Origin of the sequence: Pseudomonas sp. B14-6, from assembly GCF_013260315.1 — a bacterium.
Classification (GTDB): Bacteria; Pseudomonadota; Gammaproteobacteria; order Pseudomonadales; family Pseudomonadaceae; genus Aquipseudomonas; species Aquipseudomonas mandelii.
This window is the reverse complement of record NZ_CP053929.1, coordinates 182,439-198,856: the sequence shown is the minus strand read 5'-3', so window position 1 is coordinate 198,856 and position 16,418 is coordinate 182,439. Positions and strand designations below refer to the sequence as shown.

At 59.4% G+C, this 16,418-nt stretch carries 13 protein-coding genes and 1 pseudogene; all 14 read left to right on the top strand.

The genetic code is table 11. The features are described 5' to 3' along the window. Positions 1-190: 190 nt before the first annotated feature. The 14 genes and pseudogenes from HP062_RS00825 to nuoF all read left to right on the top strand — a co-directional run bounded on the left by HP062_RS00825 (position 191) and on the right by nuoF (position 16,332). Positions 191-2,416, top strand: a complete 2,226-nt coding sequence (locus HP062_RS00825) for an NADP-dependent isocitrate dehydrogenase (RefSeq protein WP_172790607.1) — start codon at positions 191-193, stop codon at positions 2,414-2,416. Positions 2,417-2,629: 213 nt separating this feature from the next. Then, a complete protein-coding gene (locus HP062_RS00820; RefSeq protein ID WP_172790606.1) occupies positions 2,630-3,076 on the top strand; it encodes an NUDIX hydrolase in 447 nt (148 codons plus the stop codon). A gap of 59 nt (positions 3,077-3,135) precedes the next feature. Continuing rightward, entirely contained in the window at positions 3,136-4,260 is a 1,125-nt protein-coding gene (gene mnmA, locus HP062_RS00815; protein WP_010458889.1) for a tRNA 2-thiouridine(34) synthase MnmA, read from the top strand. After that, positions 4,257-4,880 (top strand): high frequency lysogenization protein HflD, encoded by a 624-nt coding sequence (hflD, locus tag HP062_RS00810; RefSeq protein WP_010458887.1) that lies wholly within the window; start codon positions 4,257-4,259, stop codon positions 4,878-4,880. Before mnmA ends, hflD begins: the two co-directional genes overlap by 4 nt. Before the next feature lie 126 nt (positions 4,881-5,006). Continuing rightward, positions 5,007-6,377, top strand: a complete 1,371-nt coding sequence (gene purB, locus HP062_RS00805) for an adenylosuccinate lyase (protein WP_010458886.1) — start codon at positions 5,007-5,009, stop codon at positions 6,375-6,377. Positions 6,378-6,463: 86 nt separating this feature from the next. Further along, the gene (locus HP062_RS00800) at positions 6,464-7,633 is read left to right on the top strand and encodes a cupin domain-containing protein (RefSeq protein WP_010458883.1); all 1,170 of its coding nucleotides are present in this window, start codon (positions 6,464-6,466) and stop codon (positions 7,631-7,633) included. Beyond that, complete coding sequence (locus HP062_RS00795; protein WP_010458881.1) at positions 7,626-8,051, top strand: GNAT family N-acetyltransferase; 426 nt, start codon at positions 7,626-7,628, stop codon at positions 8,049-8,051. The genes HP062_RS00800 and HP062_RS00795 overlap by 8 nt, the downstream gene beginning before the upstream one ends. A gap of 252 nt (positions 8,052-8,303) precedes the next feature. Then, positions 8,304-9,065 (top strand): secretin N-terminal domain-containing protein, encoded by a 762-nt coding sequence (locus tag HP062_RS00790; RefSeq protein WP_077748740.1) that lies wholly within the window; start codon positions 8,304-8,306, stop codon positions 9,063-9,065. Positions 9,066-9,564: 499 nt separating this feature from the next. Then, positions 9,565-10,890 (top strand): isocitrate lyase, encoded by a 1,326-nt coding sequence (aceA, locus tag HP062_RS00785; protein ID WP_010458877.1) that lies wholly within the window; start codon positions 9,565-9,567, stop codon positions 10,888-10,890. A 635-nt stretch (positions 10,891-11,525) separates the two neighbouring features. Next, positions 11,526-11,939 carry an NADH-quinone oxidoreductase subunit A gene (locus tag HP062_RS00780; RefSeq protein WP_003223812.1) on the top strand — a complete coding sequence of 138 codons (414 nt, stop codon included), beginning with the start codon at positions 11,526-11,528 and terminating at the stop codon, positions 11,937-11,939. Positions 11,940-11,949: 10 nt separating this feature from the next. Continuing rightward, positions 11,950-12,623 (top strand): annotated as a pseudogene (locus HP062_RS00775) (NADH-quinone oxidoreductase subunit B family protein). A gap of 72 nt (positions 12,624-12,695) precedes the next feature. Beyond that, positions 12,696-14,480: an NADH-quinone oxidoreductase subunit C/D gene (nuoC, locus tag HP062_RS00770; RefSeq protein WP_010458865.1), complete on the top strand. Its 1,785-nt coding sequence runs from the start codon at positions 12,696-12,698 to the stop codon at positions 14,478-14,480. Between the two features lie 2 nt (positions 14,481-14,482). Next, positions 14,483-14,980: an NADH-quinone oxidoreductase subunit NuoE gene (gene nuoE, locus HP062_RS00765; RefSeq protein WP_007946422.1), complete on the top strand. Its 498-nt coding sequence runs from the start codon at positions 14,483-14,485 to the stop codon at positions 14,978-14,980. Next, the gene (nuoF, locus tag HP062_RS00760) at positions 14,977-16,332 is read left to right on the top strand and encodes an NADH-quinone oxidoreductase subunit NuoF (RefSeq protein WP_010458862.1); all 1,356 of its coding nucleotides are present in this window, start codon (positions 14,977-14,979) and stop codon (positions 16,330-16,332) included. Before nuoE ends, nuoF begins: the two co-directional genes overlap by 4 nt. Positions 16,333-16,418 lie beyond the last annotated feature (86 nt).

Genomic DNA, 16,418 nt, shown 5'->3' with positions numbered 1-16,418 from the left:
CGAGGCTTGGGGCCTGAAAAAGCAGGGTTGTTACCGCAACCCACCCGCTTGACGCTCGACCGATGCACCCAACATCACCGCAAAGAAACCTCGACATTCGGCTCATGGATGACTTTGAACGAACGCGCTTACCCGGCGCCCCTCGAGTTTCTGCGCACGCTTTAGCAAAGAAGAGAGAGTTAATCCGAATATGCCCACCCGCTCGAAGATCATCTATACCTTCACCGACGAAGCTCCCGCCCTCGCCACCTATTCACTGTTGCCTATCGTAGAAGCGTTCACCGCTTCGGCTGATATCGCCGTGGAAACCCGCGATATCTCTCTTGCAGGGCGCATCCTGGCCAGCTTCCCCGAGCAATTGGGTGACAAAGCCGTAGCCGACCACCTCGCCGAACTGGGCGATCTGGCCGTTACGCCTGAAGCCAACATCATTAAGCTGCCGAACATCAGCGCCTCGGTTCCGCAACTGCAAGCCGCAATCAAAGAGCTGCAAGCCCAGGGCTTCGCCCTGCCGGACTACCCGGAAACCGTGGCCACCGACGCCGACAAGCTCGCCAAGTCGCGCTACGACAAGATCAAGGGCAGCGCCGTGAACCCGGTTCTGCGCGAAGGCAACTCTGATCGTCGTGCACCGCTGTCGGTCAAGAACTATGCACGCAAGCACCCGCACAAAATGGGCGCCTGGGCTGCGGACTCCAAGTCCCATGTCGCACACATGAGCACCGGTGATTTCTACGGCAGCGAAAAAGCCGCCCTGATCGACGCCGCTGATGCCGTCAAAATCGAACTGATCGCTCAAGACGGCACCACCACCGTCCTGAAAGAAAAAACCACCGTGCAAGCCGGTGAGATCCTCGATTGCGCGGTCATGAGCAAAAACGCTCTGCGCAGCTTCATCGCTGCCGAGATCGAGGACGCCAAGCAAAAAGGCGTGCTGCTGTCGGTTCACTTGAAAGCCACCATGATGAAGGTCTCCGACCCGATCATGTTCGGCCAGATCGTTGCCGAGTTCTATAAAGACGCACTGGCCAAGCACGCTGACGTGCTGGCACAGATCGGTTTCAACCTGAACAACGGCATCGGCGACCTGTACGCTCGCATCAAGGCCTTGCCGGCCGAGCAACAAGCGCAGATCGAAGCGGACATCCAGGCGGTCTACGCCGTTCGTCCGTCGTTGGCCATGGTCAACTCCGACAAAGGCATCACCAACCTGCACGTGCCGAGCGACGTGATCGTCGACGCCTCGATGCCGGCGATGATCCGTGACTCCGGCAAAATGTGGGGCACTGACGGTCAGCTGCACGACACCAAGGCGGTGATCCCGGATCGCTGCTACGCCACCATCTACCAGGCGGTGATCGAAGACTGCAAGCTGCACGGCGCTTTCGATCCGACCACCATGGGCAGCGTGCCAAACGTTGGCCTGATGGCGAAAAAAGCCGAAGAGTACGGTTCCCACGACAAGACGTTCCAGATCAAGGCCAACGGCGTGGTTCGGGTTTCCGACAGCGCTGGCCGCACCCTGCTGGAGCAGTCGGTTGAAGCCGGCGACATCTTCCGCATGTGCCAGACCAAAGACGCGCCGATCCAGGATTGGGTCAAACTGGCCGTCAACCGTGCCCGTGCAAGCGCAACCCCGGCTATTTTCTGGCTGGACCCGATGCGCGCCCACGACGGTGTAGTGATCGAGAAAGTTCAGGCCTACCTGAAGGATCACGACACCTCCGGCCTGGACATCCGCATCATGTCGCCAGTCGACGCGATGGCCTTCACCCTGGGCCGTACCCGCGAAGGCAAGGACACCATCTCGGTGACCGGCAACGTACTGCGCGACTACCTGACCGACCTGTTCCCGATCATGGAGCTGGGCACCAGCGCCAAGATGCTGTCGATCGTTCCGCTGATGAATGGCGGCGGTCTGTTCGAAACCGGCGCCGGCGGTTCGGCACCGAAGCACGTTCAACAGCTGCTGGAAGAGAACTTCCTGCGCTGGGATTCCCTGGGCGAGTTCCTGGCCCTGGCCGCTTCCCTTGAGCATCTGGGTGTTACTTACAACAACCCGAAAGCGCTGGTGCTGGCCAAGACCCTGGATCAGGCCACTGGCCAGTTCCTGGACAACAACAAGTCGCCATCGCGCAAAGTCGGCAATATCGACAACCGCGGCAGCCACTTCTACCTGGCGCTGTACTGGGCCCAGGCCCTGGCCGCCCAGACCGAAGACGCTGCACTGCAAGCGCAGTTCGGCGAACTGGCCAAGACCCTGGCCGAGAACGAAGCAACCATCGTTGCCGAGCTCAACGCCGTTCAGGGCAAGCCAGTGGACATCGGCGGTTACTACCACGCTAATGCCGAGCTGATCAGCAAGGCCATGCGCCCAAGCAACACCTTCAACGCCGCGATCGCTGCGTTGGTTTAAGGTTGTAAGGATGCAAAGAAGCCCCGGCCCAGTGCCGGGGTTTCTGTTTGTGCCCCACACTTTTCATCTATGAAATACGCACCAATGTGGGAGCGAGCCTGCTCGCGATAGCGATATATCATTCAACATTGATGTCGACTGACCCACCGTCATCGCGAGCAGGCTCGCTCCCACACTGTTCTTTATTCCAATATTAGAAACCGAGGAAGCTTCATGGATTGGCTACCCCACATCACCGTCGCCACCATCGTCGAAGACAATGGTCGCTTTCTGATGGTCGAAGAAACCAAGCACGGACGAACGGTGCTCAACCAGCCCGCCGGCCATCTGGACCCGGACGAAACCCTGATCGAAGCCGCCGTGCGCGAAACCCTGGAAGAAACCGGCTGGGACGTCGAACCGACCGGCGTGGTGGGCATTTACCTCTACACCGCCCCCAGCAACGGCGTGACCTACCAGCGGGTCTGTTTCACCGCAAAGCCGCTCAAACACTACCCCGACTATCAACTGGATGACGGCATCGTCGGCGCAAAATGGCTGACGCGTGACGAATTGCTGGCACAGCGCGCAAACTGGCGCAGTGAGCTGATCATCCGCTGTATCGATGATTATCTGGACGGCCAGCACTACAGTCTCGAACTGATCCGCCCTTCTCTTTAGCCTTGCGGGCTTCGGCCTGTTAGAATCGCGTCCTTTTTCAAGACACTCATTGAATCCCTATGCGTGATCCAGCCCCTTCTGACACACAAAAGAAGCGCGTCATTGTCGGCATGTCCGGCGGCGTGGACTCTTCCGTTTCCGCTCTCCTGCTGATCGAGCAGGGTTATGAGGTGGAAGGCCTGTTCATGAAGAACTGGGAAGAAGACGATGGAACGGAATACTGCACCGCCATGGACGACCTGGCGGATGCCCAGGCCGTGTGCGACAAGATTGGCATCAAGCTGCACACCGCCAATTTCGCCGCCGAGTACTGGGACAACGTGTTCGAGCACTTCCTGGCCGAGTACAAGGCCGGTCGCACGCCAAACCCGGACATCCTGTGCAACCGCGAGATCAAGTTCAAGGCGTTCCTCGACTACGCCATGGTGCTCGGCGCCGACCTGATCGCTACCGGCCACTACGTGCGCCGCCGCGACATCGATGGCCGCACCGAACTGCTCAAGGGCCTGGACCCGAACAAGGACCAGAGTTATTTCCTGCACGCCGTCGGCGGCGAACAGATCGCCAAGACGCTGTTCCCGGTCGGTGAACTGGAAAAGCCCGAAGTGCGCGCGATTGCCGAGAAACACGAACTCGCCACCGCGAAGAAAAAGGATTCCACAGGGATCTGCTTTATCGGCGAACGCCGCTTCAGCGACTTCCTCAAGCAATACCTGCCGGCCCAACCGGGCGAGATCAAGACCACCGAAGGTGAAGTCATCGGCCGTCACCACGGCTTGATGTATCACACCATCGGCCAGCGTCAGGGCCTGGGCATCGGCGGCTTGAAAGACGCCGGTGACGAGCCATGGTACGTGCTGATCAAGGACCTGGAACACAACGAGCTGATCGTCGGCCAGGGCAATGACCATCCGTACCTGTTCTCCCGCGCCCTGCTCGCCTCGGACATCTATTGGGTCAACCCGATCGATCTGACCGAGCCGCGCAAGTTGACCGCCAAGGTTCGTTATCGCCAAAGCGATCAGCCCTGCACGCTGGAAAAAACCGCCACCGGCTATCGCGCCACCTTCGATGACCCACAGCGCGCGGTCACCCCGGGCCAGTCCGTGGTGTTCTACGACGGTGAAATCTGCCTCGGCGGCGGCGTGATTGAAGTCGCAGAGCCATGGAGCAGCAAGGCATGAACCCCACTCAGGAGCAACTGACGGCGCTGGGCGGCGTGTTCCTCGCCGCCGTCCTCGTCGACAAGATTGCCAAGACCGGCCAGACCACCGAAGCCGGCCTGACCTGCATGCTCGGCAGCCTGCTGATCCGCGACCCCAAGGACACGCTGGAAGTGTACGGCGGCGACGACCTCAATCTGCGCGAAGGCTATCGCGCATTGATCGGCGCTCTGGAACGCGACCCGAGCACCCTGCAGCGCGAACCGCTGCGTTACGCCCTGGCCATGCTGGGCCTGGAGCGTCAGCTGGCCAAGCGCGACGACTTGCTCGATGTGATCGGCAAGCGTTTGCCGCAGATTCAATCCCAGGTCGAGCACTTCGGCCCAGCCCACGAAAACGTGATTGCGGCCTGCGGTGCACTGTACCAGGACACCCTGAGCACCTTGCGCCAACGGATTCAGGTCCACGGCGACATGCGCAACCTGCAGCAACCGAGCAACGCCTCGAAAATCCGCGCCCTGTTGCTGGCCGGGATTCGTTCGGCGCGCCTGTGGCGGCAGTTGGGCGGCCATCGCTGGCAGCTGGTGATCAGCCGTCGCAAGCTGCTCAAAGAGCTTTACCCGCTGATGCGCAGCAGCTGAACCGCGCCCGCAACACCGCTTTAGATCTGTAACGCGTAATACGCCGGTCAGTTGGCAACGGACCGGCGGATTTTTTCATGTATGATACGCGCCCCATTTCGTTGCCCGACTGTCCGAGAACACCCCATGCAGCTTTCTTCGCTCACTGCGGTTTCCCCTGTTGACGGCCGCTACGCCGGCAAAACCCAGGCCCTGCGCCCAATTTTCAGCGAGTACGGCCTGATCCGTGCTCGCGTTCTGGTTGAAGTGCGCTGGCTCCAGCGCCTGGCCGCTCACCCAGGCATCAGCGAAGTGCCGGCGTTCTCCGCCGAAGCCAACGCGGTGCTGAACACCCTGGCGGAGAACTTCGCTCTGGAGCACGCCGAGCGTGTCAAAGAGATCGAGCGCACCACCAACCACGACGTCAAAGCCATCGAATACCTGCTCAAAGAGCAGGCGGCCAAGCTGCCGGAACTGGCCAAGGTCAGCGAGTTCATCCACTTTGCCTGCACCAGCGAGGACATCAACAACCTGTCCCACGCCCTGATGCTGCGCGAAGGTCGTGATGATGTGATGCTGCCGCTGATGCGCCAGACCGCTCAAGCCATCCGCGAACTGGCCATCCGTTTCGCTGACGTGCCAATGCTGTCGCGCACCCACGGTCAACCGGCCTCGCCGACCACCCTGGGCAAAGAGCTGGCGAACGTGGTTTACCGTCTGGAGCGTCAGATCGCTCAAGTCGCTGCCGTTCCGCTGCTGGGCAAGATCAACGGCGCTGTCGGCAACTACAACGCTCACCTGTCGGCCTACCCTGAGATCGACTGGGAAGAGAACGCCCGCGCCTTCATCGAAGACGAGCTGGGCCTGGGCTTCAATCCGTACACCACGCAGATCGAACCGCACGACTACATCGCCGAGCTGTTCGACGCGATCGCCCGCTTCAACACCATCCTGATCGACTTCGACCGCGACATCTGGGGCTACATTTCCCTGGGTTATTTCAAGCAGCGCACCATCGCTGGCGAAATCGGTTCGTCGACCATGCCGCACAAGGTCAACCCGATCGACTTCGAAAACTCCGAAGGCAACCTGGGTATCGCCAACGCGCTGTTCCAGCATTTGGCGAGCAAGCTGCCGATCTCCCGCTGGCAGCGTGACCTGACCGACTCCACCGTGCTGCGCAACCTCGGTGTCGGCTTCGCCCACAGCGTGATCGCGTACGAAGCCAGCCTCAAGGGCATCAGCAAACTGGAGCTCAACGCTCAGAAGATCGCAGCTGACCTGGACGCGTGCTGGGAAGTGCTGGCCGAGCCGATCCAGACCGTGATGCGTCGCTACAACATCGAAAACCCGTATGAAAAGCTGAAAGAGTTGACGCGTGGCAAGGGCATCAGCCCTGAAGCACTGCAAACTTTCATCGACGGCTTGGACATGCCAGCCGCTGCCAAGGCCGAGCTGAAATTGCTCACCCCGGCGAACTACATCGGTAACGCCGTGGCACAAGCCAAACGCATCTGATCGACCGTTTTACCCGTTTGAGACGCCCGGCAGCGCCGGGCGTTTTTATTCCCGTCTGAAAAGTGCATTTTTTCAATAGGTTACACATGAATCCTGACATTCCTCTTCAACTTCTGGGCGGCATCACGGCGCGCGAATTCCTGCGCGACTACTGGCAGAAAAAACCCCTGCTGATCCGTCAGGCGATTCCTGAATTCGAAAGTCCGATTGACGCCGACGAACTGGCTGGCCTGGCGCTGGAAGAAGAAGTTGAATCGCGCCTGGTAATCGAAAACGGCGAGCGCCCTTGGGAATTGCGTCGCGGTCCGTTCGCCGAAGACGAATTCAGCAAACTGCCGGAACGTGACTGGACCCTGCTGGTTCAAGCGGTTGACCAGTTCGTCCCGGAAGTTTCTGAGCTGCTGGAAAACTTCCGCTTCCTGCCGAGCTGGCGCGTCGACGACGTGATGATCAGCTTCGCCGCCCCGGGTGGCAGCGTCGGTCCGCACTTCGATAACTACGATGTGTTCCTGCTGCAGGGTCACGGCAAGCGCAACTGGAAAATCGGCCAGATGTGCGATTCCGAGAGCAAGCTGCTGCAACACGCGGACCTGCGCATCCTCGCTGATTTCGAAGCCACCGATGAGTGGGTCCTGGAGCCTGGCGACATGCTCTACCTGCCGCCGCGCCTGGCCCACTGCGGTGTTGCGATTGATGACTGCATGACCTACTCGGTCGGCTTCCGCGCCCCGAGCGCTTCTGAAGTGCTGACTCACTTCACTGACTTCCTCAGCCAGTTCCTGACCGATGAAGAGCGCTACACCGATGCCGACGCCCTGCCGGCGGTCGATCCGCACCAGATTCAGCACGACGCCCTTGATCGCCTGAAAGCCTTGCTGGCCGAGCACATGAGCGACGAGCGCCTGCTGCTGACCTGGTTTGGCCAGTACATGACCGAGCCGCGCTACCCGGAACTCGTGGTAGGCCCGGAAGAGATCGAAGAAGACGACCTGCTTGCCAGCCTGGAGCAAGGCGCAATACTGATCCGCAACCCGAGCGCACGCCTGGCCTGGTCCGAAGTCGATGACGATCTGTTGCTGTTCGCCAGCGGCCAGAGCCGTTATCTGCCAGGCAAGCTGCGTGAGCTGCTGAAAATGATCTGCGCTGCCGACTCCCTGCACGCTGACAATCTGGGCGAGTGGCTGACCGACGAAGACAGCCGCGGCTTGCTGTGCGAACTGATCAAGCAAGGAAGCCTGGGGTTTGCCGATGAATAAAATTCACGTTCGTGTCGCAGACTGGCAAAAGGACAACGCCGAGATCCGGCGCATTCGTGAGACGGTGTTCATTGCCGAGCAATCCGTTCCGCCAGAATTGGAATGGGATGCGGATGACGCAACGGCGGTGCATTTCCTGGCCTTCGAAGGCGACTTTCCGATTGGCACCGCCCGCCTGCTGCCCGATGGGCACATTGGCCGGGTCTCGGTGCTGAAAGACTGGCGCGGTTTGAAAGTCGGCGATGCGCTGATGCAAGCGGTGATCGGTGAAGCCGAGAAGCGCGATCTGAAGCAGCAGATGCTGAGCGCACAGGTCCAGGCCACGGCGTTCTATGAGCGCCTGGGCTTCAGACAGGTCAGTGAGGAATTCCTGGAAGCCGGGATTTCTCATGTGGACATGGTGCGGCACTCCGCTTAATTCCTTGTGATGGGAGATTACTGTGGCGAGGGAGCTTGCTCCCGCTGGGGCGCGAAGCGGCCCCAAGATTTTTAGGGCTGCTGTGCAGCCCAGCGGGAGCAAGCTCCCTCGCCACAAAAGCCCGCCAGAACACCACAAAACGCCTCGCCATCGACCGATGCCGGGGCGTTTTGCTGTCTACGATTCAACTTGCCCCACGCCGGGCCGACAAACTGGCAATATCAACACTTCAAGATGTCGGAGATAACGGATATGTCCCTACGCACCCTGCTCACCACGCTGCTGCTGACGTGCAGTTTTTCAGTCATGGCAGCCACCGAGATCGTGCCCCTGAATTACCACACCAGCGCCGATATGCTACCCATGGCACAGGATTTCATCGGCAAGGACGGCCAGGTCAGCGCTTACGGCAACCAACTGATTGTCAACGCAGAACAGCGCAAGATCGACGAACTTAAGGCCCTTGTCGCACAACTCGACGTTGCTGCAAAGCGCCTGCTGATCACGGTCGACACCAACGAAAACAACTTCCAGGGCGACCAGGGCTACTCGGTCAACGGCGCCAAACCGAGCCAGACGCGCATCATCAATCGCAGCACCGATAGCCGTGATGGCGGCATCCAGCAGATTCAGGCCAGTGAAGGCACACCGGCGCTGATTCAGGTCGGCCAAAGCGTCCCGCTCACCAGCACTCAGACCGATTCCTACGGTGATCTGCGCAGCCAGACCGAGTACCGCAACGTCACTCAGGGCTTCTACGTCACCGCCAGCGTCACCGGCGACATCGTTCACCTGGCGATCAGTACCAACCGTGACCGTATGAGCCAGGAACGTCCAGATGTAGTGAATGTGCAAAGTACCGACACAACTGTCACAGGACGCTTGGGCGAGTGGATCACCCTGGCCGGTGTGAACCGTCAGACCCAAGCCGATAAACAGGGCCAGACCCGCAGCTACTCGACTCAGGGCCGGGATGACATGACGTTGCGGGTGAAAGTCGATACTTTGGACTAAACCACCGAAAACTGACTGATTAGTCGTATTAGACCAAAGATGTAGTGCCCGAAAAAAAGCACTACAAAACGTTTGACGATACAAAAAAGCAAAGGCATGATGGCCTCGCTCCCGCTAATCAGGGGCCCTGGCAAGGGCCTTCGAGGCGCTGCTCGCATCTACCCCGCGAGCCGCTTCGTGTCTGTACCGCCCACAAGGTGTGTTTGACGAGGTTGCCGACTGGAACGAAGTTGTCCCGAGGGACGGAAGCGTAATTAGGTAACCCGGCTCCACACTGAAGTTCGTACCAAGGCCCACGACGCCCGAATGCGCTCGCCAGTTCGCCCTTACCTGCTCACTTCCCCTCGAGCCCATCGTTCATCCCGTCGCCAATCCCGCCGAATCCGACTTGACCACCTAAGCTTCTGGTCAGCGAGCAGCCTCTTACGCCCCAATTGAATCGCGTACTTGGCAGGAGCAGGAATTTTCCACACAGACCTATGCGACGAGGTTTATCTCCATGGCACTGACACGCGAACAGCAAATTGCAGCCCTCGAAAAAGATTGGGCTGAAAACCCACGCTGGAAAGGCGTGACACGCGCTTACTCCGCTGCTGACGTCGTCCGCCTGCGTGGCTCGGTTCAACCTGAGCACACCTTTGCAAAACTGGGCGCCGAGAAGCTGTGGAACCTGGTCACCCAGGGCGCCAAGCCATCCTTCCGTCCTGATAAAGATTTCGTCAACTGCATGGGCGCCCTGACCGGCGGCCAGGCTGTACAACAAGTCAAAGCCGGTATCCAGGCAATCTACCTGTCGGGCTGGCAGGTTGCTGCGGACAACAACTCCGCCGAATCGATGTACCCGGACCAGTCGCTGTACCCGGTGGACTCGGTTCCAACCGTGGTCAAGCGCATCAACAACTCGTTCCGTCGTGCCGACCAGATCCAGTGGAAAGCCGGCAAAGGCCCGGGCGACGAAGGTTACATCGACTACTTCGCACCGATCGTGGCTGACGCTGAAGCCGGTTTCGGCGGCGTTCTGAACGCTTACGAGCTGATGAAGAGCATGATCGAAGCAGGCGCCGCCGGCGTTCACTTCGAAGACCAACTGGCTTCCGTGAAAAAATGCGGCCACATGGGCGGCAAGGTACTGGTTCCTACCCAGGAAGCTGTACAGAAGCTGACCGCTGCTCGTCTGGCAGCTGACGTTGCTGGCACACCGACCATCATTTTGGCTCGTACCGACGCTAACGCGGCTGACCTGCTGACTTCCGATTGCGACCCATACGACCAGCCGTTTGTGACTGGCGAACGTACTCAGGAAGGCTTCTACAAAGTACGCGCCGGCCTGGACCAGGCAATCGCTCGCGGCCTGGCTTACGCTCCGTATGCCGACCTGATCTGGTGCGAAACCGCCAAGCCGGACCTGGACGAAGCTCGTCGTTTCGCTGAAGCGATCAAAAAGGAATACCCGGACCAACTGCTGTCGTACAACTGCTCGCCTTCCTTCAACTGGAAGAAAAACCTGGACGACGCGACCATCGCCAAGTTCCAGCGCGAACTGTCCGCCATGGGTTACAAGCACCAGTTCATCACCCTGGCCGGCATTCACAACATGTGGCACAGCATGTTCAACCTGGCGCACGACTACGCCCGCAACGACATGACTGCCTACGTGAAACTGCAAGAGCAAGAGTTCGCTGACGCTTCGAAGGGCTACACCTTCGTGGCTCACCAGCAGGAAGTGGGCACCGGCTACTTCGACGACATGACCACCGTGATTCAAGGTGGCACGTCTTCGGTAACCGCCCTGACCGGTTCGACCGAAGAAGAACAGTTCCACTGATCCGATTCGCCTGAGCAAACGGCCGTTGCGGACCGAATAGAAAGCTAACCGCAACGTCGCACATCTGACGCCCCGACTGGTTCGGGGCGTTTTTTTGCCTGCATTTTTTGAAACACCACCGCCCCGTAGGAGCGAGGCTTGCCCGCGAAGAACGATGACGCGGTAAGTCTGGAGCACCGCGGCGTATTCTTCGCGGGCAAGCCTCGCTCCTACGGGGGAACGCGTGCAGCCAAAAACCTTGATTCAGAGCAGTTTCAAGATCAGGAAAGCAGGGTAAAACAACCCCGCCCGCTACTTGTAGTAACGCGCATATAAGACAACTTCCCCGCCCCAACCTGGATAACCAGTTTAAAAACCATCGCAAACAATAATGATTGTCATTTGGCGGCAACTATGTTCGTTACATTCCCTACAAAACAATATTGATGAAAACCCGGCTAATGCCCGCAACGCATGGGCTGCGTGGCTTTGGAGGTGCGCTATGTCCTTATTCCTGTAAATAATTTCGCTATAGGAATTTTACTTGCACGGTGTTGTGCCATAAAATCAGCGGGATTGATTGCTGCGACATATCGTCACTGCGTTGTTTCTTTTTCAAGCTCAGAGACCTTTGCTCTCTGTTAAGGATTTCCAGCATGCCCGAAGCGACAGGACTCATGGCCCACAACTGGGGCTTTGCCATTTTCCTTCTGGGCGTTGTCGGCCTCTGCGCCTTCATGCTCGGCGTCTCCAGCCTCCTCGGGTCAAAAGCCTGGGGCCGCAGCAAAAACGAACCGTTCGAGTCAGGCATGCTACCTACAGGTGGCGCCCGCTTGCGGCTCTCAGCCAAATTCTATCTGGTCGCGATGCTCTTCGTGATCTTCGATATCGAAGCCCTCTTTCTCTTTGCCTGGTCTGTGTCCGTCCGCGAAAGCGGCTGGACCGGATTCGTCGAAGCTCTCGTTTTCATAGCAATTCTGTTGGCAGGTCTTGTCTACCTGTTCCGAGTGGGCGCCCTTGACTGGGCTCCGGAAGCTCGTCGCAAGCGGCAGGCGAAGCTGAAACAATGAGGCTTTGGCAATGCAATACAATCTCACCAGGATCGACCCCGATGCTCCTAACGAGCAGTATCCGATTGGCGAACGGGAAACCGTTTCCGATCCGTTAGAAGATCAAGTCCACAAAAACATCTTCATGGGCAAGCTCGAAGACGTGCTTAACGGCACAGTCAACTGGGGGCGCAAGAACTCCCTGTGGCCGTATAACTTCGGTCTTTCGTGCTGCTACGTGGAAATGACCACCGCCTTCACGGCGCCCCACGACATCGCGCGCTTTGGCGCCGAGGTTATCCGGGCATCGCCGCGTCAGGCGGATTTCATGGTTATCGCTGGTACCTGCTTCATCAAGATGGCGCCGATCATTCAGCGTCTCTACGAGCAAATGCTCGAACCTAAATGGGTTATCTCCATGGGTTCGTGCGCCAACTCCGGTGGCATGTACGACATCTACTCCGTCGTTCAAGGGGTGGACAAGTTCCTGCCCGTGGACGTCTACGTGCCTGGCTGCCCGCCCGCCCTGAAGCTTTTTTGCAAGGCTTGATGCTCTTGCAAGAGTCGATTGGACAGGAGCGTCGTCCGCTTTCCTGGGTCGTCGGTGATCAAGGCGTGTACCGCGCCGAGATGCCTTCGCAAAAGGAACAGCGCCGCGAACAGCGAATCGCAGTCACCAACCTGCGCAGCCCCGACGAAGTCTGATCCAGCTCTGCTTCTTTAATAGAACGAGAACCTGGCTTCATTCTTTACGTTGACCGAAAGCGATAAATAACCATGACTACAGGCAGTGCTCTGTACATCCCGCCTTATAAGGCAGACGACCAGGATGTGGTCGTCGAACTGAACAACCGTTTTGGCCCCGAGGCGTTCACCGCCCAGCCTACCCGCACCGGCATGCCGGTGCTTTGGGTTGCCCGCGCCAAACTCGTCGAAGTCCTGACCTTCCTGCGCAACCTGCCCAAGCCGTACGTCATGCTCTATGACCTGCACGGCGTGGACGAGCGTCTGCGCACCAAGCGTCAAGGGCTGCCAAGCGGCGCCGACTTCACTGTGTTCTATCACTTGATGTCGATCGAACGTAATAGTGACGTCATGATCAAGGTCGCCTTGTCCGAGAGCGACCTTAGCGTGCCGACCGTGACCGGTATCTGGCCGAACGCCAACTGGTACGAGCGTGAAGTGTGGGACATGTACGGCATCAACTTTGCCGGTCACCCGCACCTGACCCGCATCATGATGCCGCCGACCTGGGAAGGTCACCCGCTGCGCAAAGACTTCCCGGCCCGTGCCACCGAGTTCGATCCGTTCAGCCTGACCCTGGCCAAGCAACAGCTTGAGGAAGAAGCCGCGCGCTTCAAGCCTGAAGACTGGGGCATGAAGCGTTCCGGGGCGAACGAAGACTACATGTTCCTCAACCTCGGTCCTAACCACCCTTCTGCGCACGGTGCGTTCCGCATCATCTTGCAGCTGGACGGTGAAGAGATCGTCGACTGCGTGCCGGACGTCGGTTACCACCACCGTGGTGCCGAGAAGATGGCCGAGCGTCAGTCCTGGCACAGTTTCATTCCGTACACCGACCGTATCGACTACCTCGGCGGCGTGATGAACAACCTGCCGTACGTGCTCTCGGTCGAGAAGCTGGCCGGCATCAAGGTGCCAGAGAAGGTCGACGTCATCCGCATCATGATGGCCGAGTTCTTCCGGATCACCAGCCACCTGCTGTTCCTGGGGACTTACATCCAGGACGTCGGCGCCATGACCCCGGTGTTCTTCACGTTCACCGACCGTCAGAAGGCGTACACGGTGATCGAAGCCATTACCGGTTTCCGTCTGCACCCGGCCTGGTACCGCATCGGCGGCGTCGCTCACGACCTGCCGCGCGGCTGGGAAAAACTGGTGAAAGACTTCGTCGAGTGGATGCCAAAGCGCCTGGACGAATACCAGAAAGCCGCGCTGGACAACAGCATCCTCAAAGGCCGGACCATCGGTGTCGCCGCCTACAACACCAAAGAAGCCTTCGAATGGGGCGTCACTGGTGCAGGCTTGCGTTCGACCGGTTGCGACTTCGACCTGCGCAAAGCGCGCCCGTACTCCGGTTACGAGAACTTCGAATTCGAAGTGCCGCTGGCCGTCAATGGCGATGCCTACGATCGTTGCATCGTGCGCGTCGAAGAAATGCGCCAGAGCATCAAGATCATCGAGCAGTGCATGCGCAACATGCCGGAAGGCCCGTACAAGGCGGATCACCCGCTGACCACGCCGCCACCGAAAGAACGCACGCTGCAGCACATCGAGACCCTGATCACGCACTTCCTGCAAGTTTCGTGGGGCCCGGTCATGCCGGCCAACGAATCCTTCCAGATGATCGAAGCGACCAAGGGCATCAACAGTTATTACCTGACGAGCGATGGCGGCACCATGAGCTACCGCACCCGGATTCGCACCCCAAGCTTCCCGCACCTGCAGCAGATCCCTTCGGTGATCAAAGGCAGCATGGTCGCGGACTTGATCGCGTACCTGGGTAGTATCGATTTCGTTATGGCCGACGTGGACCGCTAAGCATGAACAGCACGCTTATCCAGACAGACCGTTTCACCTTGAGTGAAACCGAGCGCTCGGCCATCGAGCACGAGCTGCATCACTACGAAGACCCGCGCGCGGCGTCGATCGAAGCCCTGAAGATCGTCCAGAAGGAACGTGGCTGGGTGCCTGACGGCGCGCTCTACGCCATCGGCGAGATCCTCGGCATCCCGGCGAGCGACGTTGAAGGCGTGGCAACGTTCTATAGCCAGATCTTCCGTCAGCCAGTGGGCCGTCACATCATTCGCGTCTGCGACAGCATGGTCTGCTACATCGGCGGCCATGAATCGGTGGTCAGCGAAATCCAGAGCAATCTGGGTATCGGCCTGGGTCAGACCACCGCCGACGGTCGTTTCACCCTGCTGCCGGTCTGCTGCCTCGGCAACTGTGACAAGGCGCCGGCGTTGATGATCGACGACGACACTTTCGGCGATGTGCAGCCTGCCGGCGTTGCCAAATTGCTCGAGGGCTACGTATGACCCTGACTTCCTTCGGTCCAGCCAACCGCATCAAGCGTTCGGCCGAGACTCACCCGCTGACCTGGCGTCTGCGCGACGACGGCGAAGCTGTCTGGCTCGACGAGTACCAGGCCAAGAACGGTTACGCGGCAGCGCGCAAAGCGTTCGCTGACATGGCTCAGGACGACATCGTCCAGACCGTGAAAGACGCCGGCCTTAAAGGTCGCGGCGGTGCAGGCTTCCCCACGGGCGTGAAGTGGGGCCTGATGCCCAAAGACGAATCCATCAACATCCGCTACCTGCTGTGCAATGCGGACGAGATGGAACCGAACACCTGGAAAGACCGCATGCTGATGGAGCAACTGCCCCATCTGCTGATCGAAGGCATGCTGATCAGTGCTCGCGCGCTGAAAACCTACCGTGGCTACATTTTCCTGCGTGGCGAATACACCACCGCCGCCAAGCACCTCAACCGTGCCGTGGAAGAAGCCAAGGCAGCCGGTCTGCTGGGCAAGAACATCCTGGGCAGCGGCTTCGATTTCGAGCTGTTCGTCCACACCGGCGCCGGGCGTTACATCTGCGGTGAAGAAACCGCACTGATCAACTCCCTGGAAGGCCGTCGCGCCAACCCGCGCTCCAAGCCGCCCTTCCCTGCCGCCGTTGGCGTGTGGGGCAAGCCAACTTGCGTGAACAACGTTGAAACCCTGTGCAACGTGCCGGCGATCATTGCCGACGGCGTGGACTGGTACAAATCGTTGGCCCGCGAAGGCAGCGAAGACATGGGCACCAAGCTCATGGGCTTCTCCGGCAAGGTCAAGAACCCGGGCCTGTGGGAATTGCCGTTCGGCGTCACCGGTCGCGAGTTGTTCGAAGACTACGCCGGCGGCATGCGCGATGGCTTCAAGCTCAAGTGCTGGCAGCCAGGCGGCGCCGGTACCGGTTTCCTGTTGCCGGAACACCTCGACGCACAAATGTACGCCGGCGGCATCGCCAAAGTGGGCACCCGTATGGGTACCGGCCTGGCCATGGCGGTGGACGACAGCGTCAACATGGTGTCCCTGCTGCGCAACATGGAAGAGTTCTTCTCCCGTGAATCGTGCGGTTTCTGCACCCCGTGCCGTGACGGTTTGCCGTGGAGCGTCAAGCTTCTGCGCGCCATCGAAAACGGTGAAGGGCAAGCCGGCGATATCGAGACCCTGCTGGGTCTGGTCGGTTTCCTCGGCCCAGGCAAGACCTTCTGTGCTCACGCACCGGGCGCCGTGGAGCCGTTGGGCAGCGCAATCAAATACTTCCGCCACGAGTTCGAAGCCGGCATCGCGCCCACCAGCGCCGTCGTCCCGCCTCTGGCAAGGCCGATCGTAGTCGGCGCGTAAACGCTTAAAAAAGCGAAGGGTCCGTGCCCTTCGCTTTGTCGTGTGATGACGCCGTAAACGGCTGTGTTGATTCACGCGAATAACAA